Source organism: Streptomyces sp. P9-2B-2, assembly GCF_030406865.1.
In the GTDB taxonomy this organism is placed as follows: Bacteria; Actinomycetota; Actinomycetes; order Streptomycetales; family Streptomycetaceae; genus Streptomyces; species Streptomyces platensis.
The window spans coordinates 8,338,900-8,363,086 of sequence record NZ_CP129126.1 but is presented as its reverse complement, the minus strand read 5'-3'; the positions used below and the strand labels follow the sequence as shown (position 1 = coordinate 8,363,086).

Sequence of the window (24,187 nt, the reverse complement as noted above, 5' to 3'; positions counted from 1 at the left end):
GCGCCCTTTCCGGCGCCGCCCTCGTGCGTGCGTCACGTCAGCAGATCCGCGGCAGCTGCTCGCCCAGCGGCAGATCGACGACCCGGGTGCCGCCCAGCGGCGTGCGGGCCACGACCATGCCGGGGTGGGTCTCGACGGTCTCCCCGATGATCGCGGCACCGGCGCCCAGCGGGTGCGCACGCATCGCGTCCAGCACCGCGTCGGCGTGCTCGCGGGGGACGAACGCCACCAGCTTTCCCTCGTTGGCGACGTACATCGGATCCAGGCCGAGGATGGCGCAGGCGTTGGCTACGGCCGACGGCACGGGGATCGCGCGCTCCTGGACGACGATGCCGGTGCAGGAGGCGGTGGCGATCTCGCACAGGGCGGCGGCCAGCCCGCCGCGGGTGGGGTCGCGCAGCACATGCAGATCGGGGGTGACCGCGAGCATGGACTCGACGAGGCCGCCGAGGGCCGCGCAGTCGCTCTCGATCTCGACGCCGAACTCCAGGCCCTCCCGGACGCTCATGATGGCCACGCCGTGCAGGCCGATGTCACCGCTGACGATCACCACATCGCCGGGGACGACGCGCTGCGGGCGCAGATCGACGCCCGGCGGGATCAGACCGATGCCGGCGGTGTTGAGGTAGACGCCGTCACCGTGGCCCGCCTCGACGACCTTGGTGTCACCGGTCGCCACCTCGACCCCGGCGGCCCGCGCCGCCGCGCCCATGGCGTCGGCGACCCCGGCGACCACCGGCATCTCGACCCCCTCCTCCAGGATGAAGCCGCAGGAGAGATAGGCCGCTCTGGCACCGCTCATGGCAAGGTCGTTGACGGTGCCGTTGACGGCGAGGTCGCCGATGCAGCCGCCCGGGAAGAAGAGCGGCCGCACGACGTAGGAGTCGGTGGTGAACGCCAGGCGGACGCCCCCGAGGGACACCGCGGCGGAGTCGCCGAGCTGGGCGAGGATCTCGCCGCCGAAGGCGGGGGCGAAGATCTGCTGGACGAGTTCGGCGGACAGTGCACCGCCGCCGCCGTGCCCCATGACGACCCGGGGCTGGTCACGGAGGGGGGTGGGGCAGGTCCAGCCGGAGATGTCGACGGTGGGCAGACCGCGGTCGGCCGGGGTGGGGCCGCCGGGGGTGGGGTGCTTGGTGTCAGGCAACGGGGCTCGCCTCCTGCGGGGTGGGCGTGACGCCGAGTCGGCGGTAGAGGTAGTAGGCGGCGCAGGCGCCCTCGCTGGAGACCATGGTGGCGCCGAGCGGGGAGCGCGGGGTGCAGGTGGTGCCGAAGGCTTCGCACTCGTGCGGCTTGATCAGCCCCTGGAGGACTTCCCCGCTGCGGCAGGCGGCCGGTTCGCGGGTGGTGATGCCGCCGACGGAGAAGCGGTACTCGGCGTCGAAGTCGCGGTAGCGCTCCGACAGCCGCCAGCCGCTGGCGGGGATGGTGCCGATACCGCGCCAGGCGCGGTCGGTGACCTCGAAGACATCGGCGAGCATGGCCTGCGCGGCCGGGTTCCCCTCGCTGCGGACGGCGCGCGGATAGGCGTTGTCCACGGTGTGTTCGCCGCGCTCCAGCTGGCGGACGGTGCGGCGGATGCCCTCCAGGATGTCCAGGGGTTCGAAGCCGGTGACGACGATGGGCACCTGGAAGCGGTCGGCCAGTTCGGGGTACTCCCCCATGCCCATCACACTGCACACATGGCCGGCGGCGAGGAACGCCTGGACCCGGCAGCTGGGCGACGTCATGATCGCCTCGATGGCGGGCGGCACCCGGACGTGGGAGACCAGCATGCTGAAGTTGGGGATGCCGAGCTTGCAGGCCTGATGGACCGTCATGGCATTGGGGGGCGCGGTGGTTTCGAAGCCGATGCCGAAGAACACCACCTCGCGGTGCGGGTTCTGCTGGGCGATCTTCAGGGCGTCCAGCGGGGAGTAGACCACGCGGACGTCGCCGCCGTGACCGCGCACCTGGAAGAGATCCCGGTCGCTGCCGGGGACGCGGAGCATGTCGCCGAAGGAGCAGAAGATCACGTCGGGGCGGGAGGCGATCTCCAGGGCCTTGTCGATGACCTCCAGCGGCGTCACACAGACCGGGCAGCCCGGCCCGTGGATCAACTCGACCTGATCAGGCAGGAGTTGATCGATACCGTGCCGGATGATGGTGTGGGTCTGCCCGCCACAGACCTCCATCAGGGCCCAGGGCCGGGTCGCCGTGGCCCGGATCTCGTCGAGCAGCCGCCGGGCCAGCTCGGGGTTCTGGAATTCTTCGAGGTACTTCACCGGCTCGCCTCCCGCGCTCCGTCATTGCGGACGACCGGGGGCGTACCGCCCGCCCCGTCCCACCCCTCGGGAGCGGCAGCCGCCTCCCAGGGGTCGCCGAACTCCTCCTGGAGCAGGCCCAGTTCCTCGAACAGGGCGAGGGTGTGCCGGGCGGATTCCTCGTCCAGCCGCTGCAGTGCGAAGCCGACATGGACGATGGCGTACTCACCGACCTTCAGGTCGGGGACGTACTCCAGACACACCTCCTTGACCACACCGCCGAAGTCGACGGTCGCCATGCGGGTGCCGTCCCGTTCCTCGATGTCCAATACCTTGCCGGGTACCGCCAGGCACATGGGCCCTCTCCTCGTCGTGGGTACGTTGCGTCCGCCGCGCCGCGGTGCCGCTCAGCGCACGGCGGCTCCTGCCGTGCGCGCCGCCACGACGATCTGACCGAGCGCCAGTCCCCCGTCGTTGGGCGGGACGCGGCGGTGGCGCAGGACGGTGAAGCCGTCCTCCCGCAGGAGGCGGGCGGTGGTCTCGGCCAGCAGGGTGTTGGCGAAGACCCCGCCGGTCAGGGCCACGGTCGTCAGACCGGCCCGCTCCCGGGCCGACGCACACCAGCGCCGGACGAGGTCGGCGACCGCGCGGTGGAAGCGGGCCGCGATCAGCGGGACGGCGGTGCCCGCGCGGAGGTCCTCGACAACGGCGGTGAGCACCGGCGCCGGGTCGGCGACGAGGTCGGCGGCCGCCGGTCCGGTCCGCCCGGCGCGCAGCGCGAACGTGTAGCCGGGGCCGGGGTCCTCGCCCGCGGTCAGGGCGGCGGCTTCGAGGGCGATGGCGGCCTGGGCCTCGTACCCGGCCCGGTGGCAGACCCCGGCCAGCGAGGAGACGGCGTCGAAGAGCCGGCCCATGCTGGAGGTGGGCACGCAGTTGAGGTCCCGTTCGAGCTGCCTGGCCAGCAGCCGCCGCTCGTCCGGCGGGCAGGCCGCCACCGGGGGCAGGTCCGCGGCCCAGTCGATGCCGGCGGCGCGCAGGTGGGCCAGGGCCATCCGGTAGGGGCGCCGTACGGTGGTGTCGCCGCCGGGCAGCGGCACGTAGCCGAGCTGTCCGAAGCGGCGGTAGCCGTCGTAGTCGGCGAGCAGGATCTCGCCGCCCCAGATGGTGTGGTCGTCGCCGTAGCCGGTGCCGTCGAAGGCGACGCCGATGACGGGGTGGCCGTCGCGGAGGCCGTGTTCGGCCATGGCAGCGGCGATATGGGCGTGGTGGTGCTGGACGCGGACCAGCGGCCGGCCGTCGGTGTGGCACTGCGCCCACCGGCCGGAGCGGTAGCCGGGATGCCGGTCGGCGGCCAGGAGTTGGGGGCGGACCCCGGTGACCGTCTCCAGATGCTCCTCGGCCCGCTCGAAGGCGAACTGGGTCGCCACATCGTCCATGTCGCCGATGTGCGCGGACAGCCAGGCGCGGTGCCCTTCGGCGAGGCAGAACACGTTCTTGAGGTCGCCGCCGGTCGCGAGCGCGGGCCGGACCGGCACCGGGAGCGGAACCGGGAACGGGGCATAGCCGCGCGAGCGGCGGACGAACAGCGGCTCCCCGTCGCTGATCCGGACCACGGAGTCGTCGCAGGGAATCCGGATCGGCCGGTCGTGGGTGAGCCAGGCGTCCGCCAGATGCGCGAGGCGGCGTACGGCCTCGTCGTCGTCGGTGACGATCGGTTCGCCCGCGACATTGCCGCTGGTCATGACGAGCAGCCGGGGCCCCGGAGCATCGCCCGGCAGCCCGAGGAGCAGGTAGTGCAGCGGGGTGTACGGCAGCATGACGCCCAGGTCGGGGCTGCCGGGGGCGACGGCGTCGGACAGCGTGGGTGCGCCGGGAGCGGGGGGCGGGTGCGGGGTGCGGCGCAGCAGGACGATCGGGCGCACCGGCCCGGTGAGCAGGGCGCGCTCCTCCGCCCCGACGCGCACCAGGTGGGTCACCTCGTCGACATGACGGGCCATCAGGGCGAAGGGTTTGTCGCCGCGGGCCTTGCGGTGGCGCAGCAGGGTGACGGCGGTGTCGTCGGAGGCGTCACAGACGAGGTGGTAGCCGCCGAGACCCTTGACGGCCACGATCGCGCCCTCGGCGAGCAGCCGCCGGGTGTCGGCGACCGGGTCGGTGCCGGGTGCCGGGCGCGGGGGGCGGGTGCGGTCGGCGGGGTCCGCGGTCAGCAGCCGCAGCCGGGGGCCGCAGTCATGGCAGGCGATGGGCTGGGCGTGGAACCGCCGGTCGCCCGGGTCCGCGTACTCCCGCGCGCAGCGGGGGCACATCGGGAAGCGGTCCATGGTCGTCAGCGCCCGGTCGTAGGGGATCGCGGTGACGATGGTGAAGCGCGGCCCGCAGTGGGTGCAGCTGAGGAAGGGGTGCCGGTGGCGGCGGTCGGCCGGGTCGGTCAGTTCGGCGAGGCAGGCCGCGCAGGTGGCGGCGTCCGGGGCGACCAGGGTGCGGGAGGGGCCGTGGGCGCGGGAGGGGAGGATCCGGAAGCCGGTGTCGCCGGCCAGTGCGATGTCCTGGCCGTCGACGGTCTCCACTACGGCCAGCGGCGGGGCCTCGCCGCTGAGGCGTTCACCGAAGCGGGCCAGCGCCGCGGGAGCGCCCTCGACCTCGGCGACCACGCCCTCACCGGTGTTGGTCACATGGCCCGTCAGCCCCAGTTCGGTGGCGAGGGTGTGGACGAACGGGCGGAAGCCGACGCCCTGGACGACGCCGCGCACGGTGATCCGGCGGCGTGCGGCGGCGGTGGGAGGGGCCGTCGCGGTGCTCCCCTCGGCCTGCCGGATGGTCATGAGCGGCTCGACGCCACGGTGTCGGGGTCGGTGGTGTGCGCACGGCCGCCCGGTGTCCGGTGCGGGTGGGTGTGCTCCCCGGCGTGGGTGTGCTCCCCGTGCGAGTGGTCTGCCGTGTGGGTGTGCCCCTCGTCGCACGGCTGGCCGTCCTCGGCGTCGTGGACGTGGTGGGACTTACGGGTCATGACCGGGATGTGCACCGGTGTGCCGTCCCGCGCCGCCAGCGCCCGGTCCAGCAGCAGCCCGTCGCCCTCCCCGCCGCGCGCCGAGGTGAGGACGACCTCCACGCCGGGGTTGATCTGTTCGACGTTGGCGCGGAACTCCTTCTCGTCGAATGACACCGCCTCGGCGATATCGGTCTTGGTGACCACCACCAGATGCGCGAGACCGAAGGCGGTGGGGTACTTCAGCGGCTTGTCCTCGCCCTCGGTCACCGACGCCAGCACGACGCGCAGCGTCTCGCCGAGGTCGTAGGAGGCGGGGCAGACCAGGTTGCCGACGTTCTCGATGAACAGCAGCCGGGTGTCCGCGGGGAGCCAGCCGTGCAGGTGCCCGCCGAGCATCTCGGCCTCCAGGTGGCACAGCCCGTCGGTGAGCACCTGTTTGACGGGCACGCCCGAGCGGGCCAGCCGGACGGCGTCGTTCTCGGTGGCGAGGTCGGCGGTGAGCGCCGCGACGGGAATGCCCCGGTCGCGGGCGAGGGTGAGTTCGCCTTCCAGGAGCGCGGTCTTGCCGCTGCCGGGGCTGGAGAGCAGATTGACGAGCGCGGTGCCACGGGCGGCGAGGTCCTCGCGCAGGGTGTGGGCACAGGCGTCGTTCTTGGCCAGGACCGCCTGTTGCAGGTCGACGACACGGCACATGGTTCAGCGCTCCTCGTGGGTCGGTGCGTGTACCGGGGCGTCGTTCCAGCACACGCTGACGATCTGGAGTTCCCGGCCGGACAGCAGCTCGGCCGTGGCTCCGCCGCAGCCCGGACAGCTGAGCTGCGGCGGCATGCCCACCGGCCAGGTGTCCGCACAGGGCTCGCAGCGGGCGCGGGCCGCGACGGATTCCGTCACCAGCTCCGCCCCCTCCAGCACCGTTCCGGCACAGGCGAGTTCGAAGGAGAAGGCCAGCGCGTCGGGGACCACCCCGGCCAGTTCACCGACCCGCAGCCGGACACTGTGGACGGCGGTGGCGCCGGCGGGCCGGGCCGCGCTCTCGACCTGGTCCACGACCGCAAGCGCGATGGACATCTCGTGCATCGGTCCCTCTCTGGTGCGGGGACGACCGGGTGCCGCTCGGCTTCATTAGACGGCGCGGCCGGAGGGCGGCCGGGGTGCCTCGCCGGGGCGGCGCGGTGGCGTACACCGTTCGGTGCAGCGCCGCCCCGTCACATGGCGCGGATGCGCAGATAGCGCTTGAGGTCGGGCAGCATGGACTTCACGACGAGGGCGAGCGCGGCGGCGAGCGCCCCGCTCAGGGCGAACTTCAGCATGGTGTCGTGTTCCTCTCACTGGTGTGCGGTCCGGCGGCGGACGGGGTCGGTTCCTCCGCGCCGACCAGCCGCAGGATGAGCTGTACGGCCTCGTCGACCGCGGCGTCGACAGGTTCGCTGAGCCCGATGCCTTCGGCGACATCGGCGGGTTCACAGCCGACGACCAGGACGCGCTCCGGGCGCCGGCCGCCGGTGCCCGCGCTGAGGGTGTCCAGGAGCGCGAGCACGGTGTCGGGGGTCATGTGGTGGCCGTCCAGCGCGGTGTCCGGCGGGCGGGCGGCGGGCGCGGTGGCGTCGAGGAGGTAGACGGTGCCGGGTTCGCCGCCGCGCGCGGAGGCATCGACGAGGAGCACGGTGTGGTAGCCGTCCAGCATCTGGTAGGCGAGGTGCACGCCCCGTACGCCGACGTCGACGACCTCGACCCCGTCGGGGAGTTGCCGCTCACCGAGCCGGCGGACGGCCTCGACGCCGAAGCCGTCGTCACCGAGGAAGATGTTGCCGACGCCGGCGATCAGCGTCTTCGCTGGCCGCCTGGCCACGGATGCCTCGGGACTCACGCGTCCTCCAGGGGAGCGACCTCGTCGGGTTGGAAGTACAGGAACCGGCCCTGCTCGCGCCGGATGTCGGCGCCCGGGTCGCCCTCCACGGTCACCGCGAGGTGCACCCCGCCGTCGACGTCGTGCAGGACCGCCTCGACCTGCGCGGTACGGCCCTGGAGGAAGAGGTCCTGGGCGTCGGTGCGCCGCAGGCCGGGGCGCAGCAGCACCCGGCTCCCGGCGCCGACCGACTGCCCGTCGAGGGTGATCCGGTCGCGGACGGGATCGACGCTGCGGTCGCTCGCCGGGTCCCACCAGGGGGTGTCCGGGCGGAGGCCCGGCACGTCCGGGGTGAGCGTGTCCGGGGCGGCCGGGCCGGGTCCGGTGACCTCGCGCAGGGCCCGTACGGCGCCGTGCAGCCGCTCCAGCACCTCGGGCGGCATGGTGTCGGCGAGTTCGATGACCTCGGCGGCGCGGGGGTCGGTGCCGCGGGCCTCGCGCTTCTCCTCGTCGGTGAGGGCCGCGGTGCGCAGGGTCAGGATCTCGTCGATCTCCAGGGCGTCGTAGAGCGCGCCGGGGCTCTCCGGGGCGATGGCCGGGTGGTCCTCCAGGATGATCGGCGCGGAGAGCACCACATCGGCGCGGCCGGACTCGCCGGCCAGCACGGGCCAGGCGTGCTCGTTGCGGCAGGCGGCGACGGCTGCCTTGGCCCACTCGGGCGGGTCGGTCATGGAGACGAACGCGCCCGCGCTCAGGCCGAGGAGGAGATGGGACCCGACCAGCGAGCGGGGCAGCGCCGCGGCACGGTCGGCGCCATCCTCGTCCGGTTGCCAGCCGCTGGTGTTCTCGACGGTCGCGGTCAGCCGGAACGCCACGTACGGGCCGTCGAGTTCGCTCGCGGTCAGCCGGACCCGGCCGTCGATCCGGGCGGTGTGGCGCACCAGCCGGCCGACGAGCTGTCCGTCGGCGTCATGGACCGGCTCGGTCTCGTCCCGCGCGGGCCGGGTGAACGGGACGGTGACGCCCTCGCCGGTCAGCTTGGAGACATCGGCCGTGAGCGTGACGCGCTCCTCGACGCCCTCGTCCCAGGGGACCAGCACCCGGTCGGGCAGTGCGAGTTCCGCCACGGTCTCGAACCCGCCGTCCGGAGACCGGCGTTGGACGGTGCGCCGCTGGGCGCGCAGAAACCGCAGCTCGGCCGAGAGCCGGGCACCGGAGCGGGGCTCCATGAGGCATTCGGTGCGCTGGAAGGAGTGCTCCGCGCTGTCGGCGCCCCAGTGGGGCGGGACGAGCACCCCGAACTGCCAGCGGAGCTGGTTCTTGGCGGCGGACGCGCGGTACGGGTAGAGCACATAGCCCTCGAACAGCACGGCGTCGGCCACCTGGCGGGCGGCGGCGAAGCGGTCCGCCATCTCCTCGGGCAGCACGCTGGTCGTCACGGCGCGGTCCTCTCGCTGACGGGGCGGACGGCGGCGCCCGGGAAGAGCCGGGCGTGCGGTGCGGGCGGCGGGGTGCCGTCGGCGCCGGCCAGCAGCGACTCGACGGTCGCCTGCCAGGAGGGCAGGGCGTGCCGGGAGCGGTAGGCGAGCAGCGCGTCGAGGGTCTCGCGGGGCAGCCGCAGCCAGCCGCAGCCGGGGAAGTGTGCCTCGGTCATCTCCTGCCAGACGGCCACCGGCATCCGTACGGACGCTTCCTTGCTCCAGGGCACCGGGTGCACCTGGAAGCCGCCCGCGCCGGCGAACACCGTGCCGGAGAACAGCAGCAGCAGCGGGACCTCGCCCTCGCGCAGCGCATGGAAGTAGCGGCCGACCGCGACATCCAGGTCGTAGGTGCAGGGGACCGGCAGATCCACCTCCGTCTCGCCGGTGAAACCGGGTACGACCAGGGAGACCTGGGCGAACTGGAGCGGGTGCAGGGTGGTGCCCCAGCGGGACCGCTCGCCGAAGAGGTCGGACAGCGCCTCGGCCTCGTCGGTCCGGTAGCCGCGGCGGGCCGGTTCGATACGGAGCTGGCAGCGCAGCGCGAGGGCGTGTACCCGGGCCGCTTCGGCGGCGGTGATGCGCAGCCGGAAGAGGAGGGTGGGGGCGGCCGCGTAGCGGTCGGCGCGGACGCCGGTGCAGACGAAGGACAGCTCGGTCACGGCCGGTCGTCCTCCCTCGGCTCACGAGCCCGGCGGGCGACCTTGGTGAAGAAGTCGGCGAGCGCGGCGCGTGCTTCGGCTCCGCCGTCGAAGCCCTGCCACAACAGGCGCATCCGGCCGACGAGTTCGTAGCAGATGTCGACGGGCACCAGGTAGCAGTCGATCCGGCCCTCGGCGCGGCGCAGCAGCAGCGCCTCCACATCGGGCCGGAGGAGGGCGGCCAGCCGGCTGGCGGAGAGCACGGTCTGCCAGGTCGACGGGTCGAGTTCGCTCTCGGTGGCGCCGGCCGGGCTGGGGTAGAGAGCGGCCAGCCGGTCCGGCTCGGCGGTGCGCAGGAAGAAGGCGACACCGACGGGGATCTGGAGCCGGTCCCAGGCCGTGTCGTCGAGGGTGTGGCCGGGGTCGACGAAGTAGCGGTCGGGGACCGTACGGAACTGTCCGGTGCCGGCGCCGGGCCGGTCGAAGAGCAGTGCGCACGGGGTGCAGGCACAGGCCAGCGCGCGGCGCGCGGTGTCGACCAGGTGGCGGTGGTTGTGCTCGGCGAGCACCACGGCGCACAGTTCGCAGCGCTCGGGGGCGGCCGGCACCGGGGCCCGGAAGCGGCGCAGGCCGCGGTGGGCGGGCGGCGGTCCGAGGCGCGGGAGCGCCGATGGCCGGCCGCTCACGAGGCGGTGGCGGCGGTCGGCGGACGACGGGAGATCTGCAACAGCGCCGGCTCGGCCCGTTCGCCCGCCGCCTCCCACCCCATGGAGGTCACCTCGGGCGCGAAGCAGGAGACGGCGGCCTCGACGGTCTGCTGGGCCTGTTGGCTGGTGCTCGGGCAGCCGCAGCCGCCGGAGTCTGCGGCGCGCAGCCGCAGCGTTCCGGCGTCCGCGTCGAACTCGGCGACCTCGGCGGGGTGTTGGCGGCGGACACTGTCCAGGGCGCGGCCGATGCGGGTCGCGGTGTCCTCGGGGTGCAGATCGTGCAGCACCAGCAGGCTGGTCACCAGCTCGTCACCCAGCAGCGCGGGACGGGCGCGGTCGTCGCCCGTGGCGCTGCCCATGAGGTGCATGATCCGGGCGAGGCCCGCGCCGTAGAAGTCCATCAGGACGCGGACGAGTTCCTCGGCGGCGGCGCTCGCCTCGCGGTCGTCGCGCTGCGCGAGGCGGTCCAGCACCTCTTCGACGCGCCGGCCGGTCGCCTCGGCGTTCGGCACGGCGGGGGCCGCGGCGGGGGCCGCGGCGGCTGCGGACGGCGCGGCGGCCTCGGGTGCACCGGTCTGCGGTGCGGCGGCCTCCGCCGTGGTGGCCCGGGCGCTCATCCGGCGAGCCCGCTCAGACCGGTGGGCACGTGCATCTTCTCGACCGACTTGCCGTTGCCGACGTACATATGGACGCCGCACGGCAGACACGGGTCGAAGCTGCGCACCGCGCGCATGATGTCGATGCCCTTGAAGTTCTCCGGGGAGTTCTCCTCGAAGATCGGGGTGTTCTGGACGGCGTCCTCGTACGGGCCGGGGGTGCCGTAGGTGTCGCGGGTGCTGGCGTTCCACGGGGTCGGCGGGTACGGGTGGTAGTTGGCGATCTTGCCGTCCCGGATGACCATGTGGTGCGAGAGGACGCCGCGCACCGCCTCGGTGAAGCCGCAGCCGATCGACTCGTCGGGGACCTCGAACTTCTCCCACGTCTGGGTGCGTCCGGCGCGGACCTCCTCCAGGCCCTTCTCCGCGAAGTGCAGCGCCATGGCGGCGGTGTACGCCTGGAAGTAGGTGCGGGCCCGGTTGCGCTCCAGCGCGTTGCTCCACTTGGGAATCTTCCACTCGAAGCGGGCCTCGGGCCGCGTCATGGAGCGGGGCAGGTCGATGGTGACGCTGTGGCCGGTGGCCTTGACGTACGGGGTGTCGACGAGCCCGGACAGGGCCGTGGACCACAGCCGGGCGATCGGGCCGCCGCCGGTGTCCAGGGCCAGGTGCTCCTTGCCGTCGAACCAGCGCGGGGACATCACCCAGCTGTACTTGTCGTTGAAGTCCCGCTTCTGCGGGGCGGGGATGGTGTGCTGGTTCCACGGGTGGCGCGGGTCGACGGGGTTGCCGAGCGGGTCATGGGTGACGAACTGCTCCTGGCCCTCCCAGTCCTGGTAGTAGGAGCTGCCCAGCAGGATCCGGATGCCCAGGTTGATCTCGGTGAGGTCGTTCGTGACCAGCTTGCCGTCGACGATGATGCCCGGGGTGACGAACATCTTCCGTCCCCAGTCCGTCATGTTGCGATAGGTGAAGTCGCAGTGGTCCGGGTCGTTGAGCGCACCCCAGCAGCCGAGCAGCACGCGCCGCCGGCCGACCTCCTCGTACCCGGGCAGCGCCTCGTAGAAGAAGTCGAACAGGTCGTCATGGAGCGGGACGACGCGCTTCATGAACTCGACATAGCGCATCAGCCGGCTGAGGTAGTCGGTGAACAGCTGGACGCTGGCGATGGTGCCGACACCGCCCGGGTAGAGCGTGGAGGGGTGCACATGGCGGCCCTCCATGAGGCAGAACATCTCCCGGGTGTAGCGGCTGACCTGGAGGGCCTCGCGGTAGAACTCGCCCTCGATGGGGTTGAGGGAGCTCATGATGTCAGCGATGGTGCGGTAGCCGTGGTCGCCCGCGTGCGGGGCCTCGGTGCGCTGGGCGAGCTCCCAGACGCCGGGGTTGGTCTCGCGGACCATTTTTTCGCAGTAGTCGACCCCGACCAGGTTCTCCTGGAAGATGTTGTGGTCGAACATGTACTCGGCGGACTCGCCGAGGTTGATGATCCACTCCCCCAGATGCGGGGGCTTCACCCCGTAGGCCATGTTCTGGGTGTACACCGAGCAGGTGGCGTGGTTGTCACCGCAGATACCGCAGATCCGGCTGGTGATGAAGTGCGCGTCACGCGGGTCCTTGCCGCGCATGAAGACGCTGTAGCCACGGAAGACGGATGAGGTGCTGTAGCACTCCGCCACCCGCTTCTGCTTGAAGTCGATCTTGGTGTGGATCCCGAGGCTGCCCACGATCCGGGTGATCGGATCCCAGGACATCTCCGTCAGACCGCTGCCGTCGGCCGCCTTCGTTCTCGGTGCCATCGTGAGTGCCGTGCCCTTCTTTTGCGTGCGCGCGGAGGTGGGGTCGGACGGAGGGTCCGGGGTGCTGCCGGACGGCTACGGGCGGGGTGTGCTCACCACGGTTTCCGGTAGCCGGTGGTCAGTTGGTCGCCGCGGTGGCGCCACTTGGGCTCGTGGTCGACGGTCCGGGCCGTGATGCTCCGGAGACGGCGGACCACGCTGCCGTACGCGGAGCTGGCACTGCTGGAGATCTTGCCGCCGGGCGGCTCGTCCATGAACGGCATGAACTTGTCGGGGAAGCCGGGCATGGTGCAGGCGATACAGATACCGCCGACGTTCGGGCAGCCGCCGATGCCGTCCATCCAGCCCCGCTTGGGCACGTTGCATTTGACCACGGGACCCCAGCATCCGAGCTTCACCAGACACTTGGGCGAGTCGTAGGTGGTGGCGAACTGGCCCTGCTCGTAGTAGCCGGCCCGGTCACAGCCCTCGTGCACGGTCTCGCCGAAGAGCCAGGTGGGCCGCAGCTGGTCGTCCAGCGGGATCATCGGAGCCGCGCCCGTCGCCTGGTAGAGCAGATAGGTCAGCGTCTCCGAGAAGTTGTCCGGCTGGATCGGGCAGCCCGGCACACAGACGATCGGGATCCCGGCCTTGGACGTCCAGTCCCAGCCCAGATAGTCGGGCACACCCATGGCTCCTGTCGGGTTGCCCGCCATCGCATGGATACCGCCGTAGGTGGCGCAGGTGCCGATCGCCACGACGGCCAGCGCCTTGGGGGCGAGCCGGTCGATCCACTCACTGGTGGTGATCGGCTGGCCGGTCTCCGGGTTGTCGCCGAAGCCGCACCAGTAGCCCTCCGGCTTGATGGACTCGTTGGGGATGGATCCCTCGATGACCAGCACGAACGGGTCGATCTCGCCGCGTTCGCCCTTGAAGAACCACTCGATGAAGGTGTCCGCGCCGTCGACCGGGCCGCATTCGAAATCGATCAGTGGCCAGTGGACGGCGATCTTGGGCAGCCCGGGCAGCACACTGAGCGCGATCTCCTCAATGCTCGGCTGCGTCGCGGCGGTGAGCGACACGGAGTCGCCATCGCAGCTCAGGCCGGCGTTGATCCAGAGAATGTGGATCGGGGACTCGTCCTCGGCGGACGGCTTTCCGTTCGCAGCGGCCTTGTCGGCCACGCTCGAAGCTGCGGACATGGGCAGGTCTCCTAGGCAGATATGCAACGAAAGCGCTCATTCAAGGCTTCCCTCCACCTTGGTAACACCGATGCCCGGACACGGGGCGGTCACCAGGGGCCGTTGCGGTGACACACCACCCGAGCGCCGAATCGAAGGCCACAGCACCACAACGAGTCACCGGCGACTGCCGTCACGCCACGCGCTGGGTGCCGGTCCGCCACACACACCACACACCACACGCCCCCGGCGCACCGTGCGCCGGGGGCGTGCTGTCGTACCGAAGCCGTCCGCGGCCGTCCTGATCACGGTCCGCGGACCGGGCCGTCAGCCCAGGGCACCGGCCTCCACCGCGGTCACCTCGAACCGTCCGCCGCACACCCGCAGTCCGCGGCTGCCGGTGGTCATCGACTCCTTGGAGCCGGGCGGGTAGACGTAGACGATCTGCGACTTGCCCCAGCACGGGGTGTCCGAGACGCCCTCGTTGAGGGTGTGCAGCAGGGCGTGGGCGCTCTGGCCCGGCTGGAGCCGGACGACACCGCCGGCGCCACCGTCGCGGGTGGCGGGCTTGCCGACGGGCGAACCGTCACGGTTGATCAGCGAGACGCCCGGGAAACCGCGCAGCGAACAGGCCTTCGTGCCCTTGTTCGTGAAGACGAGGGGGTAGCGGATGTTGCCCGCACCGGCGTCGGCGGCGCCCAGGCGCAGCGACATATTGGCGGCGGTGCAGCGGTCCGAGGTCGCCTCGGCGGAGGTGTGGGCCTCCGCGGCGCTGGGGGCCTTGGCCGTCGGCTTACCGCCGGGCGTGGCCGCCTTCGCCGACGGCCGCTGACCGCCCGGGGAGGACTGCGCCTTCGCACCGGACGACTCCGCGCTGCCGTGGGACGACGAGGAGCCGCCGCTCTCCTTGTGGTGGGAGCTGGCGGGTGCGGCGGCCGACGAGGGGCGGGATGCGGCGTCGGGGCCGCCCTCACAGGCGGTGAGTGCAAGCGCCGCGACAGCGATCAGCGATCCGGCGGCGACACGACGACCGCGGCCGAGCGTCTTGATGGTGAGCGACATAACTGTCCCCCTCGTCTGGTGGGTGCGAGCTCTCGTAGTGGGGTGCGGTCCGTCCGTTGCTCGTTCCAGCGTGGCCCTGGGCACTGCCGGTCCGCTAACGAGGCACTAACACATCACTAACGAGTATGGGTCACCGACACGCCGAAAACCCCGGCAACCGGCGTGACCAGCCGGGATGTGGGTCGTGCCGCTCAGACTCGCAGAAAATTCCCGGATTGCGGATGCGGCACCGCCGGGTTCGGCCGTTCCGTCGACCGAGATCACCGGTCCCACGGCCCCCTGCGGTGCCACCGGCCCCGGTGGCACCGCTCCGGTGTCACCCGTCCGGACGCCCCGAGTTGCGGGCGGAGAGGTGGTCGCGTAGGCGTGCGGCGGACCGGCGAGCGGGGAGCGTGCGCCGTGGCACCGGCGAAGCGAGGGTCACGGAAGGTGGCGCCGTCGGGCCTAGCGAGCCCCCCGCTTTGCCCGGTTCACGGCCGACAGCACCGCCCGGACCGAGGCCATCAGGACGGAGGTGTCCTGGCCCGCGCCCCAGTAGGTGGCGCCGCCGATGCGGCACCGGACGTAGGCGACGGCGGCGCTGTCCGGGCCCGGGGCGAGGGCATGGCCGGCATAGCCGAGGATGCCGACGGGGTGTCCGGCGGCGGCCAGCGCGTCGGCGAACGCGGCCAGCGGACCGTTGCCGGTGCCTTCGTGACGCCCCCGGCCGTCGACGGTGCCGCCCCCGCCGAGGTCGCAGCGGACGCGGTGCTCGCCCGGCGCGGGCTCGGACGTGCTCCAGGAGTCGAGCATCAGCGGGCCCTCCTCCCCCGGCGCGAGATAGGTGCTCCGGAACAGCTCCCACAGGTCCTCCGGGGTGGCCTCCTGCCCGCTGTCGTCGGTGGCGCGCTGCACCGTGCGGGAGAAGTCGGGCCGCATGTCCGGCGGCAGGTCCAGGCCGTGGTGCAGTTGCAGCAGATGGGCGATCCCGCCCTTGCCGGACTGGCTGTTGACCCGGATGACCGCTTCGTAGGTGCAGCCGAGGTCGGCCGGGTCGACGGGCAGATACGGCACCGTCCAGGGCGCCTCGGACTCCGGTACGCCCAAGTCGGCCGCGCGCCGGGCGTGGTGGGCCAGGCCCTTGCTGATGGCGTCCTGGTGGGTGCCGGAGAAGGCGGTGTGGACGAGGTCACCGGCATAGGGGTGGCGTGGGTGGACGGGCAGCCGGATGCAGTCCTCCACCGTGCGGCGAACGGTGCCGAGCTCGGAGAAGTCGATCATCGGGTCGACGCCCTGGGTGTGCAGGTTGAGGGCCAGCGTGACCAGGTCGACGTTGCCGGTGCGCTCCCCGTTGCCGAACAGACAGCCCTCCACCCGCTGCGCCCCGGCCAGCACGGCGAGTTCCGCACAGGCCACCCCGGTACCGCGGTCGTTGTGCGGATGCACGGAGAGGACCACCGCGTCCCGCCGCGTCAGATGACGGTGCAGGTACTCGATCTGGTCGGCGTACACATTGGGGGTGGCGACCTCGACGGTGGCCGGGAGGTTATGCGTCACCGGACGGTCCGGCGAGGCGTCCCACAGGTCCGTCAGACCATTGCAGATCTCCAGTACGAGATCGGGCTCGGTGAGGTTGAAGACCTCCGGCGAGAACTGGAACCGGATGTCGGCCCCGGGCCGCGCCGCGGCCAGCCGGGCCATGTACGTCGCGGCGTCGTGTACCAGGTCGCGCACCTCCGTACGGCTGCGGCCCAGGACCACGTCACGCCACGTGGGCGCGGTCGGCGTGTAGAGGTGCACGACGGTGCGCGGCAGCCCCTCGACGGCCGCGAAGGTCCGCTCGATCAGGTCCCGCCGGGCGGGGGTGAAGACCACCACCGTCACGTCGTCCGGCACCGCGCCGCTGTCCGCCAGGTGCCGGACGAAGTCGAAGTCGGTACGGCTCGCGGAGGGGTAGGCGACCTCGATCTCCTTGAAGCCCATCGCGACGAGCAGATCGAACATCCGGCGCTTCCGTGGGGTGTCCATCGGCTCGGCGAGCGCCTGATTGCCGTCGCGCAGATCGACCGGCACCCACAGCGGGGCGCGCTCGATCCGGGCGGCGGGCCAGGCCCGTCCGGTGAGCGGTACCTCGACGCGCTCATGGGCGGGCCGGTAGCGGTGCGACGGCATCGCGCTGCCGCGCTGCGGATTCCACGCCGGTGCGTCGGCGGGGACCGGTCCGGCGGGCGTACGGAGCGTGGGGTAGGCGCTCGCGGCGACGGGATCGGCGGAGTGGGTACAGGGCATGACGGTCCTTCACAAGCCGGCGGGAGACCGGCAGCACCGAACCCCACGGCGGGGTGCCGGTCGCGTCAGGCCCCGCCGCGGCGGCCGAGAAGGAGACCACGCAGCTTCATGGCCGGTACAGTAGCCATGAATCAACTCCTCAGACAACCTGAGAGGTACGCCGGGATGTCACTCGAAGCGCTCCGCCCCAGCCCCCTGGTCGAACAGGCCGCCCAGCGGCTGCGCGACCAGATCACCGGCGGCCACTGGCCGGTGGGCACCAAGCTGCCCGGCGAGACCACGCTGGCCGGAACCCTTGGCGTCGGCCGCTCCACGGTCCGCGAGGCCGTACGGGCCCTGGTCGGCGCCGGGCTGGTGCGGCCACGGCAGGGCGCCGGCGTCTTCGTGATCGCCACCGAGCCCACCGAGGGCTGGCCCACCCGCCTGCGCCGCGCGGCCGTCGCCGATGTCTACGAGGTCCGCGCCATGGTCGAGGTGCAGGCCGCCCGGCTGGCGGCCACCCGGCGCACGGAGGACGACATCACGGCGATGCGGGCCGCCCTGGAGGGCCGCCGCACGGCCGCCGGAGCGGACCACGCGGCGTTCGTCGACGCGGACATCGCGCTGCACGCCGCCGTGGTCGAGGCCGCCCACAACCCCGTACTGACCGATCTGTTCACGGAGTTCGCACCGGCCCTGCGCCAAGGGCTGATCGACCTCGTGGAGCTGCTGGGGCTCCGGGACGAGGACCCGCAGCACGGCGACGCCCGGCACGCCGCGCTCGTCCAGGCCGTGACGGACGGCGACGGGGAGGCGGCGAGCCGCGTCCTCCAGACCGAACTCGACGCGACACTGACGCAGCTCCTGGGCCGCTGACCTGCACCGGACGGCCCGCGTACGGACACCCGCCGATTACCGCCGCGCCTCCGTATTCGACAGGATGGGCGGCATGACCGAGATCCGCACCCCCCGCCTCATCCTCCGCCGCTGGACCGACGACGACCTCGCCCCCCTGGCAGACATCCACGCGGACCCGCAGGTCATGCGCTGGATCGGCGACGGCTCCACGCTCGACCTGGACCAAACCGCCGAGGAGATCGAGCGCTGGGAGGAGGAGTGGGATGACGAAGGCTTCGGCATCTTCGCCGTCGAACTCCTCGCCTCGGGCGAACTGGCCGGATGCGCCGGCCTGTCCGTCCCCGCGTTCCTCCCGGAGGCCGAACACGAGGTGGCGATCAGCTGGCGCCTGGGCCCGCAGTACTGGGGCCAGGGCTACGCCTCCGAAGCCGCCCAGGCCGTCCTGGAGTTCGCCCTCCAGGACCGCGGCCTCGACCGCGTCATCGCCGTCAACCCGCTCGGCCACGAGTCCTCCCTGAACGTCGTACGCAAGCTCGGCATGACCTTCGAACGGGAGGCCACACATCCGGAGTACGGCCATGCGCTGACGGTGCACAGCATCGATCTCACGGAGTACCAGGCCTGAGGGGCGCACCGGCACCCCTAGCGCTTCGATTTCAGAAGCACTAGCCTCCTTCCGCTGCTTCGAAAAGCACATCAAGCGGAAGGGGAGTCATGCCTGCCCGGATTGCACCGACCGAGGCGCCGCACCCGTCAGAGGTGGCGGAAGTACTGCACCGCATGATGCCGGGGGACGAGGAGCCGATCGCGCTCTTCCGGCTCTACGCACGCAACCTCCCGCTGACCGAGGCGCTGCACGCCTGGGGCTCGTACCAGCTCAGCCGGCGACTCAGCCTCGGTCTGCGGGACCGCGAGATCCTCATCGACCGCACCTGCGCACGCTGCGGCTGCGCGTACGAATGGGGCGTGCATATCGCGCGCTTCGCCCCCCGCGCCGGACTGACCCCGGCGCAGATCACCTCCCTGACGCACGGCAGCAGCGCGGACACGTGCTGGACGACCGACCGCGACCGACTCCTCCTCGACGCGGCCGACGCCCTGCACACCGGCCACGACATCGATGACACGCTATGGGAGCGCCTCAGCGCGGAGTTCAGCCCGGAACAGCTCCTGGACCTGCTGATGCTGTGCGGCTGGTACCACGCCATCAGCTTCACCGCCCGCGCCACCAGACTCACCCCGGAACCCGGCACACCGACGTTCGACGACTTCCTCCCTCCGGACCCGCCGAAGCGCTGAAGCATCCCGCGGCACGGCGGGATGGATGGCGGACGGCTAGATTCGTGGGTCACGTCGCAGGCGGAGCAGTCGACTTGGGACCGCGGCTGAGAAGCCGCCGCCCTGCCGGGTGAGTGGCACTCGGCAGGGCGCCTGCATGTGTCTGCGGGTGTGCGTCTGCGAGCCTGCGGCCCCGTGCCGGAGTCCGTCAGCCGGCGGGTATCGGTGGCTGTGCCAGGTCCAGTTCCAGGTCCAGGTCCAGGTCCAGGTCCAGGGTTTCGTGGGTGCCGGCGGTGAGGGATATCGGGGCGGTGTGTGGCGGGTAACCGGCCGCCGTGAGGGTGTAGTCGGCGCCGCTCAGGCCGGAGAAGGCGAAGGCGCCGTCCGGTCCGGTGACGGTGTGCCCGGCGACCGTGCCGTCCTCGACGAGGGTCACGGCGGCGTCGGCGACCGGCCGACCGTGCGGGCCGCGCACCGTGCCACGGACGGTAGCCGTCTGCTGCAGGCGGGCGTCCTGCCGTTCCGGTGCGCCGCCGGACAGGTCCACGGCGCGGGCCTGCGGCTGGTGACCGGCGGCGCTGAGGACCACGGTGTAGTGGCCGGGCGGCAGAGAGGAGATGTCCCAGGCCCCGTCGGCGCCGGAGGCCGTACGGGCCACCACGGCGCCTTCGGCATCGGTGACGACGATGCTCCCGTCGGCCAGCGGGGTGCCCTCGGCGCCGCCGAGCATGGTGCCGCCCAGTCGGCCGGTGCCGGTGAGGACCAGGTCGACCCGGGTCGCGGCGCCCGCGCCGCGGTAGGTGGCGGAGGCCGCGTGCGGAGTGTGGCCGGGCGCGGCGCCCGTGAGGACGTAGGTGCCGGCCGTGGGGGCGTCGAGTGTGAAGTGACCGTCGGCGTCAGCCGTGGCGAGGCCGGCCTGGCGGCCCTGCCGGTCGATCAGGGTGATGCTCGCGCCGGGAACCGGGCTGCCGGAGGTGTCCGCCACCCGGCCCCGGAACCCAACGGCGTCGACACTCGCGGTCGTCGCCTCGGGGGTGGGCCGGGTGAGGGCTTGGTGGGGTTCGGTGACCGGCCGCGCCCAGGACGGCGCCGACTTCGCCAATGGCTCCATCTGCCCGTCCACGGAGGTGAGTTCGACGGCGCTCTCCGCGTCCACCGCACCGTCAGTGCTCTCGGCGACCAGGGTCGGGCCGGCCGCCTTGCGCTGTGACGGCAGGAAGCAGGCCAGGGCGACGCCGACGAGGACGGCGGCCGTGGCGATGAGAAAGGAGACCCGGAAGCCGGCCATCGTGGGCACCGTGGCCGGACCCATCTTCTGCGACATGTCGGCCAGCACCATGCCGATCACCGCGCTGGACACCGAGGTGCCGATGGAGCGCATCAGGGTGTTCAGGCCGTTGGCCGCGCCGGTCTCCGAGGCGTCGACGGCCCCGATGATCAGGGCGGGCAGCGAGGAGTACGCCAGGCCGATGCCGGCGCCGACGACCACCGCGATGATGACGGTCTGCCAGGCGGCATCCATCAGGCCGATGCCCGCGCCGTAGCCGATCGCGATGACGAGCATGCCGAGCAGCAGCGAGACCTTGGGGCCGCGCCGGGCGGCGATCCGGGCGTACAGCGGGGCGACGAGCATCATCGTCAGGCCCAGGGGCGCCATGCACAGCCCGGCCACCACCATCGACTGGCCGAGTCCGTAGCCGGTCGACGTGGGCAGCTGGAGCAGCTGCGGCAGCACCAGAGAGATGGCGTAGAAGGCGACACCGACCGTTATCGAGGCGAGGTTGGTCAGCAGCACCTCGCGGCGCGCGGTGGTCCGCAGGTCGACCAGCGGATCGGCGAGACGCAGCTCCATCACGCCCCACAGCACCAGGATCACGACCCCAACACCGAAGAGGATGAGGGTGGTCGGTGAACCCCAGCCCCAGTCGCTGCCCTTGGTGAGGGGCAGCAGCAGCGCCACCAGACCGGCCGACAACCCGAGGGCGCCCGCCACGTCGAAGCGCCCCTGGGCCCGTACCGAGGTCTCCGGGACGACGAGGAGGGTGAGCCCCATCGACAGCACGCCGAGCCCGGCGGCACCGAAGAACAGGGTGTGCCAGTCGGCGTGTTGGGCGACCAGGGCCGCGACCGGCAGGGCGAGCCCGCCGCCCACGCCGATCGATGAGCTCATCAGGCCCATGGCCGAGCCGAGCCGCTCGCGCGGCAGCTCGTCACGCATGATGCCGATACCGAGGGGAATGGCGCCCATGGCGAAGCCCTGGAGCGCCCGGCCCACGATCATGGTGACCAGATCACTGGTGAAGCCGCAGACCAGCGAGCCGACGACCATGACCGCGAGGCTGGTCAGCAGCATCCGCCGCTTGCCGTACAGATCGCCGAGGCGCCCCATGATGGGGGTCGAGACGGCACCGGCGAGGAGGGTGGCGGTCATGACCCATGTGGCGTTGCTGGGCGCCGTATTGAGCAGCACCGGCAGGTCTTTGATGACCGGCACCAGCAGCGTCTGCATCACCGCGACGACGATGCCCGCGAAGGCGAGGACCGGGACGATGCCGCCGGGGGATCTCCGCCGCCCGCCCACGGCCGGGTCGGGCCCCGGGTGGGTGGCCGCGGTCTCCGCCGCCCGTGCGGGGAGCTGGTCCGTCGTCGTCCGGGTCATGCGTGCGGCCTCCAGGGCGGCAGAGGTGGGTGGGTGTCGTCCAGCGGTGAAGCAAGCGGCGGGCGACAGGCGTTCGGTCGTGGGGCGTCGTCTGCGGGGCACGGTCACGATCAGGCCGTGGACGGATGGCGGGCCGATACGCACCACACTGATACGTGCATGACGAACGTTTTACCCGTGCTCGCTATTCCGCTGCGCGGCCCCGCATCTGCCCCCGACGACGGTGATCTCCCTCACCCCGCACCACTCCCCCGCGCCGTCTCCCGCCCCACTCATCGAGCCTCCCTCTGATCTCACCCTCGATGCGGACTCCACCGAACCCGCTGAGACCAGTGAACAGCACGCCACTGACAATCCCGTTCGGCAACGGCGAGACGCCCGACCCGCCCCCGTCGCCGGCGCTCACGGCTGCGCCTCCACTACCGCACCCGCCAATGGCGAGAGGCGCCGCGAGCCCTCCGCGACGCCTCTGACCTGCACAAGTCATCCATGACTCGTACACACTTCATCATTCAACACCGTCTGCGCGGTATGTTTTTGCCGTCCTCAGGATGCCGCCCGGATCGCCTCCACTCGACCCGGCCCCAGCCGTCGGCCGGGCCGGACTCACCCCGTGACGACGTCGCCCCCGGCGTCGGCCCCGGCGTGCGCCAGGGCCTTCCCCTGGAGGGTGGCATCGAGTTTCTCCCCGCGCTCCGGATCCAGGTTGAGCTTGGCGAGGATGGCCGGCACCGCGATGCTGGGGAGGGTGTGCTGGAAGAAGATGGTCAGGCGCTGGCTGAGGTCGGCCTGATTGGTCAGGGCATGCGACATCAACTGGATGCCCGCGAAGGCACCGACGAAGAGTTCGGCGGTCTCGGGCACCACGACGCTCTCCATGACCTCGCCGCGGTCCCGCGCCTGATTCAGCAACTCCACGACGAACCGGGTCCAGGCGAGCATCGACTGCTTGCGGTCGAGGTGGTTGGAGCCCTGCTCGACCGCCAGCCGGGCCGCCCCGCGCTGGATCGGGTCGCTGCGCAGCCGGTACGCCAACACCTGGCCCGAGTCGACGAACTCCTGCAACTTGATCTTCTGCGGCTCCACCGCGATGTCCAGCACATGCTCGTCAAGTACCGCGAGCGCGAGCTGCTCCTTGGAGGCGAAGTGGAAGTACAGGGCGCCCTTCGTCACACCGGCACGCTCAAGGACTTCGGCGATGGTCGCGCGGTCGTAGCCGAGGTCGTCAAAGACCGAGGCGGCCGCCTCCAAAATCAGTCGCCGGGTCCGGATCGCGCGGTCCTGTTGCGCCACAGGACGCCTCCTGTCTCTCGAAGTATTTTCACGTTCCGCATCAGTTAGCTACCGCTCAAGTCGCGCCTGGACCAGCTACTTGCTCCGTTTCGTCGCCCGGCATTGAAAATAAAACCGGATGGTACGTATCTTAACAGCGCCGGACCTCATCCCATTAAGACGCCTGGGGGCAGTCATGAGCGACACGATGCACGTCAGCGGCGCTGTTCAACCCAGGACTCCACCTCAGACGCAGCCGAAGCGGAACCCCGTCGGCAGCGCCGGGCAGCGCCACGGTCCGGGCGTTCCGCAGGAATTCGTGCACCGTCCGTTCATCGACGACATTCTGGTCACCTCATGGCACCGCCGGGACGACTCCCACTTCTCGCTGACCGCACAGTGGCCGCACGATCACGGGTATTTCACTCCGGTACATGGCCGTCACCATCTCATTCTCACCGGTGAGACGATTCGCCAGGCCGGGCTGCTGTTGTGCCACACCGAACTCGGTGTCCCGGTGGGCCATCACTTCATCCTCGGGGACCTGGTGTATACAACCCACCCCGAGCATCTGGCCGTTGGGGGCGGCCCCACCCGGCTGACGATCGATGTCACCTGTAGCCGGATGCGGATGCGGGCGGGCAGGCTCACCAACGGGCACTTCGACATGACCATCCGCAAGGCGGGCCGGATCGTCGCGACCGGCCACTCCGATGTCACCGTCGCCTCCCCCGCCGTCTACCGCCGGATCCGCGGCGAACGGCTGACCGCGCGCCGCTCGCTCGCCCCGCTCCCCCCTGCCGTACCGCACCACTTGACCGGCAGCGCCGATGACCGCGATGTCCTGCTCTCCCCCACCGGGCGGCCGGACCGCTGGCGGCTTCGTATCGCGCCCGGCCATGCCGCGATGGTGAACCCCGCGAACGACCACATTCCGGGGATGCTGCTGCTCGACGCCGCACAGCAGGCGGCCCGCGTCCTGACCGCGCCGCAGGAGTTCGTGCCGTACGCCTTCGGCACCGAATTCCGCCGCTACGCCGAGCACGGCATGCCCTGCGACATCGAGGCGCGCCTCGTCCCGTCCGCGCTCCCCTGCACCACGACGGTCCAGGTCACCGGCTTCCAGGACGGCCGACCGGTGTTCGTCTCCACCCTGACGGCGCTGGACGACCGGCGCTGAGCACACGGATCACGAGCCGCCTGCCGCGCGACCGGTATCCGCACCGTACGGGCCAGGAGGCGGAAGCGGCTGGACAGGGGCGCGCCGCCCCCGACTGCCCCACCGCAGCACAGCAATTGATGATCAACGGCGGCAGCGCGCCCGCCACAGGTACACGGAAGGCCAATCACAC

21 protein-coding genes are annotated in these 24,187 nt (G+C 71.8%); 4 read left to right on the top strand and 17 right to left on the bottom strand.

Annotated elements, in window-relative coordinates; translation table 11 throughout:
* Positions 1 to 37 precede the first annotated feature (37 nt).
* From hypE to QT196_RS36725, 15 genes are all read right to left on the bottom strand, one after another.
* Positions 38 to 1,093 carry a hydrogenase expression/formation protein HypE gene (hypE, locus tag QT196_RS36795; protein WP_168484248.1) on the bottom strand — a complete coding sequence of 352 codons (1,056 nt, stop codon included), beginning with the start codon at positions 1,091 to 1,093 and terminating at the stop codon, positions 38 to 40.
* A 46-nt stretch (positions 1,094 to 1,139) separates the two neighbouring features.
* The gene (gene hypD / locus QT196_RS36790) at positions 1,140 to 2,264 is read right to left on the bottom strand and encodes a hydrogenase formation protein HypD (protein ID WP_168483016.1); all 1,125 of its coding nucleotides are present in this window, start codon (positions 2,262 to 2,264) and stop codon (positions 1,140 to 1,142) included.
* Positions 2,261 to 2,599 carry a HypC/HybG/HupF family hydrogenase formation chaperone gene (locus QT196_RS36785; RefSeq protein ID WP_168483015.1) on the bottom strand — a complete coding sequence of 113 codons (339 nt, stop codon included), beginning with the start codon at positions 2,597 to 2,599 and terminating at the stop codon, positions 2,261 to 2,263. Before QT196_RS36785 ends, hypD begins: the two co-directional genes overlap by 4 nt.
* A 51-nt stretch (positions 2,600 to 2,650) precedes the next feature.
* On the bottom strand, positions 2,651 to 5,065 hold the full coding sequence (gene hypF, locus QT196_RS36780; RefSeq protein WP_290356482.1) for a carbamoyltransferase HypF: 2,415 nt from the start codon (positions 5,063 to 5,065) through the stop codon (positions 2,651 to 2,653).
* Positions 5,062 to 5,925 carry a hydrogenase nickel incorporation protein HypB gene (gene hypB / locus QT196_RS36775; protein ID WP_290356481.1) on the bottom strand — a complete coding sequence of 288 codons (864 nt, stop codon included), beginning with the start codon at positions 5,923 to 5,925 and terminating at the stop codon, positions 5,062 to 5,064. The genes hypF and hypB overlap by 4 nt, the downstream gene beginning before the upstream one ends.
* 3 nt (positions 5,926 to 5,928) lie before the next feature.
* Complete coding sequence (hypA, locus tag QT196_RS36770; RefSeq protein WP_168483012.1) at positions 5,929 to 6,309, bottom strand: hydrogenase maturation nickel metallochaperone HypA; 381 nt, start codon at positions 6,307 to 6,309, stop codon at positions 5,929 to 5,931.
* A gap of 226 nt (positions 6,310 to 6,535) precedes the next feature.
* Positions 6,536 to 7,099, bottom strand: coding sequence for a hydrogenase maturation protease (locus QT196_RS36765; protein WP_290356480.1), 564 nt, complete (start codon positions 7,097 to 7,099; stop codon positions 6,536 to 6,538).
* Positions 7,096 to 8,490 (bottom strand): hypothetical protein, encoded by a 1,395-nt coding sequence (locus tag QT196_RS36760; protein WP_266737153.1) that lies wholly within the window; start codon positions 8,488 to 8,490, stop codon positions 7,096 to 7,098. The genes QT196_RS36765 and QT196_RS36760 overlap by 4 nt, the downstream gene beginning before the upstream one ends.
* Positions 8,491 to 8,513: 23 nt before the next feature.
* Positions 8,514 to 9,218 (bottom strand): DUF6084 family protein, encoded by a 705-nt coding sequence (locus QT196_RS36755; RefSeq protein WP_168483009.1) that lies wholly within the window; start codon positions 9,216 to 9,218, stop codon positions 8,514 to 8,516.
* On the bottom strand, positions 9,215 to 9,826 hold the full coding sequence (locus QT196_RS36750) for a DUF5947 family protein (protein ID WP_211117652.1): 612 nt from the start codon (positions 9,824 to 9,826) through the stop codon (positions 9,215 to 9,217). The genes QT196_RS36755 and QT196_RS36750 overlap by 4 nt, the downstream gene beginning before the upstream one ends.
* Positions 9,827 to 9,879: 53 nt before the next feature.
* Complete coding sequence (locus QT196_RS36745) at positions 9,880 to 10,521, bottom strand: hypothetical protein (RefSeq protein ID WP_290356479.1); 642 nt, start codon at positions 10,519 to 10,521, stop codon at positions 9,880 to 9,882.
* A complete protein-coding gene (locus QT196_RS36740) occupies positions 10,518 to 12,299 on the bottom strand; it encodes a nickel-dependent hydrogenase large subunit (protein WP_168483006.1) in 1,782 nt (593 codons plus the stop codon). Before QT196_RS36740 ends, QT196_RS36745 begins: the two co-directional genes overlap by 4 nt.
* A gap of 92 nt (positions 12,300 to 12,391) precedes the next feature.
* On the bottom strand, positions 12,392 to 13,480 hold the full coding sequence (locus QT196_RS36735; RefSeq protein WP_085927579.1) for a hydrogenase expression protein HypE: 1,089 nt from the start codon (positions 13,478 to 13,480) through the stop codon (positions 12,392 to 12,394).
* 306 nt (positions 13,481 to 13,786) lie between these two features.
* Complete coding sequence (locus QT196_RS36730; RefSeq protein WP_168483005.1) at positions 13,787 to 14,521, bottom strand: DUF4232 domain-containing protein; 735 nt, start codon at positions 14,519 to 14,521, stop codon at positions 13,787 to 13,789.
* A 444-nt stretch (positions 14,522 to 14,965) separates the two neighbouring features.
* Positions 14,966 to 16,789 (bottom strand): 2-isopropylmalate synthase, encoded by a 1,824-nt coding sequence (locus QT196_RS36725; protein ID WP_290356478.1) that lies wholly within the window; start codon positions 16,787 to 16,789, stop codon positions 14,966 to 14,968.
* A 165-nt stretch (positions 16,790 to 16,954) separates the two neighbouring features.
* Here QT196_RS36725 and QT196_RS36720 point away from each other — a divergent pair, with 165 nt between their 5' ends.
* The 3 genes from QT196_RS36720 to QT196_RS36710 all read left to right on the top strand — a co-directional run bounded on the left by QT196_RS36720 (position 16,955) and on the right by QT196_RS36710 (position 18,925).
* Positions 16,955 to 17,644, top strand: a complete 690-nt coding sequence (locus tag QT196_RS36720; protein ID WP_168483004.1) for a FadR/GntR family transcriptional regulator — start codon at positions 16,955 to 16,957, stop codon at positions 17,642 to 17,644.
* Between the two features lie 73 nt (positions 17,645 to 17,717).
* Complete coding sequence (locus tag QT196_RS36715) at positions 17,718 to 18,251, top strand: GNAT family N-acetyltransferase (RefSeq protein ID WP_168483003.1); 534 nt, start codon at positions 17,718 to 17,720, stop codon at positions 18,249 to 18,251.
* A gap of 89 nt (positions 18,252 to 18,340) precedes the next feature.
* A complete protein-coding gene (locus QT196_RS36710) occupies positions 18,341 to 18,925 on the top strand; it encodes a carboxymuconolactone decarboxylase family protein (RefSeq protein ID WP_290356477.1) in 585 nt (194 codons plus the stop codon).
* A gap of 187 nt (positions 18,926 to 19,112) precedes the next feature.
* On the opposite strand, the gene QT196_RS36705 is transcribed toward QT196_RS36710, so the two are convergent.
* Both QT196_RS36705 and QT196_RS36700 read right to left on the bottom strand, forming a co-directional pair.
* On the bottom strand, positions 19,113 to 21,563 hold the full coding sequence (locus QT196_RS36705) for an MFS transporter (RefSeq protein WP_290356476.1): 2,451 nt from the start codon (positions 21,561 to 21,563) through the stop codon (positions 19,113 to 19,115).
* 606 nt (positions 21,564 to 22,169) lie between these two features.
* Entirely contained in the window at positions 22,170 to 22,856 is a 687-nt protein-coding gene (locus QT196_RS36700) for a ScbR family autoregulator-binding transcription factor (RefSeq protein WP_290356475.1), read from the bottom strand.
* Between the two features lie 118 nt (positions 22,857 to 22,974).
* Between QT196_RS36700 and QT196_RS36695 the strand changes: the two genes are divergently transcribed.
* Complete coding sequence (locus QT196_RS36695) at positions 22,975 to 24,015, top strand: ScbA/BarX family gamma-butyrolactone biosynthesis protein (protein WP_323139178.1); 1,041 nt, start codon at positions 22,975 to 22,977, stop codon at positions 24,013 to 24,015.
* Positions 24,016 to 24,187: the final 172 nt, after the last annotated feature.

Bases quoted from the DNA above. Each gene is read 5' to 3' on its own strand.
- QT196_RS36760 (WP_266737153.1), bottom strand. From the start codon at position 8,490: ATGGCGGACCGCTTCGCCGCCGCCCGCCAGGTGGCCGACGCCGTGCTG.
- QT196_RS36720 (WP_168483004.1), top strand. From the start codon at position 16,955: ATGTCACTCGAAGCGCTCCGCCCCAGCCCCCTGGTCGAACAGGCCGCC.
- QT196_RS36785 (WP_168483015.1), bottom strand. From the start codon at position 2,599: ATGTGCCTGGCGGTACCCGGCAAGGTATTGGACATCGAGGAACGGGAC.
- QT196_RS36730 (WP_168483005.1), bottom strand. From the start codon at position 14,521: ATGTCGCTCACCATCAAGACGCTCGGCCGCGGTCGTCGTGTCGCCGCC.
- hypF (WP_290356482.1), bottom strand. From the start codon at position 5,065: ATGACCATCCGGCAGGCCGAGGGGAGCACCGCGACGGCCCCTCCCACC.
- QT196_RS36715 (WP_168483003.1), top strand. From the start codon at position 17,718: ATGACCGAGATCCGCACCCCCCGCCTCATCCTCCGCCGCTGGACCGAC.
- QT196_RS36695 (WP_323139178.1), top strand. From the start codon at position 22,975: ATGGTACGTATCTTAACAGCGCCGGACCTCATCCCATTAAGACGCCTG.
- QT196_RS36725 (WP_290356478.1), bottom strand. From the start codon at position 16,789: ATGCCCTGTACCCACTCCGCCGATCCCGTCGCCGCGAGCGCCTACCCC.
- QT196_RS36740 (WP_168483006.1), bottom strand. From the start codon at position 12,299: ATGGCACCGAGAACGAAGGCGGCCGACGGCAGCGGTCTGACGGAGATG.
- hypA (WP_168483012.1), bottom strand. From the start codon at position 6,309: ATGCACGAGATGTCCATCGCGCTTGCGGTCGTGGACCAGGTCGAGAGC.
- QT196_RS36710 (WP_290356477.1), top strand. From the start codon at position 18,341: ATGCCTGCCCGGATTGCACCGACCGAGGCGCCGCACCCGTCAGAGGTG.
- QT196_RS36745 (WP_290356479.1), bottom strand. From the start codon at position 10,521: ATGAGCGCCCGGGCCACCACGGCGGAGGCCGCCGCACCGCAGACCGGT.
- QT196_RS36705 (WP_290356476.1), bottom strand. From the start codon at position 21,563: ATGACCCGGACGACGACGGACCAGCTCCCCGCACGGGCGGCGGAGACC.
- QT196_RS36735 (WP_085927579.1), bottom strand. From the start codon at position 13,480: ATGTCCGCAGCTTCGAGCGTGGCCGACAAGGCCGCTGCGAACGGAAAG.
- hypB (WP_290356481.1), bottom strand. From the start codon at position 5,925: ATGTGCCGTGTCGTCGACCTGCAACAGGCGGTCCTGGCCAAGAACGAC.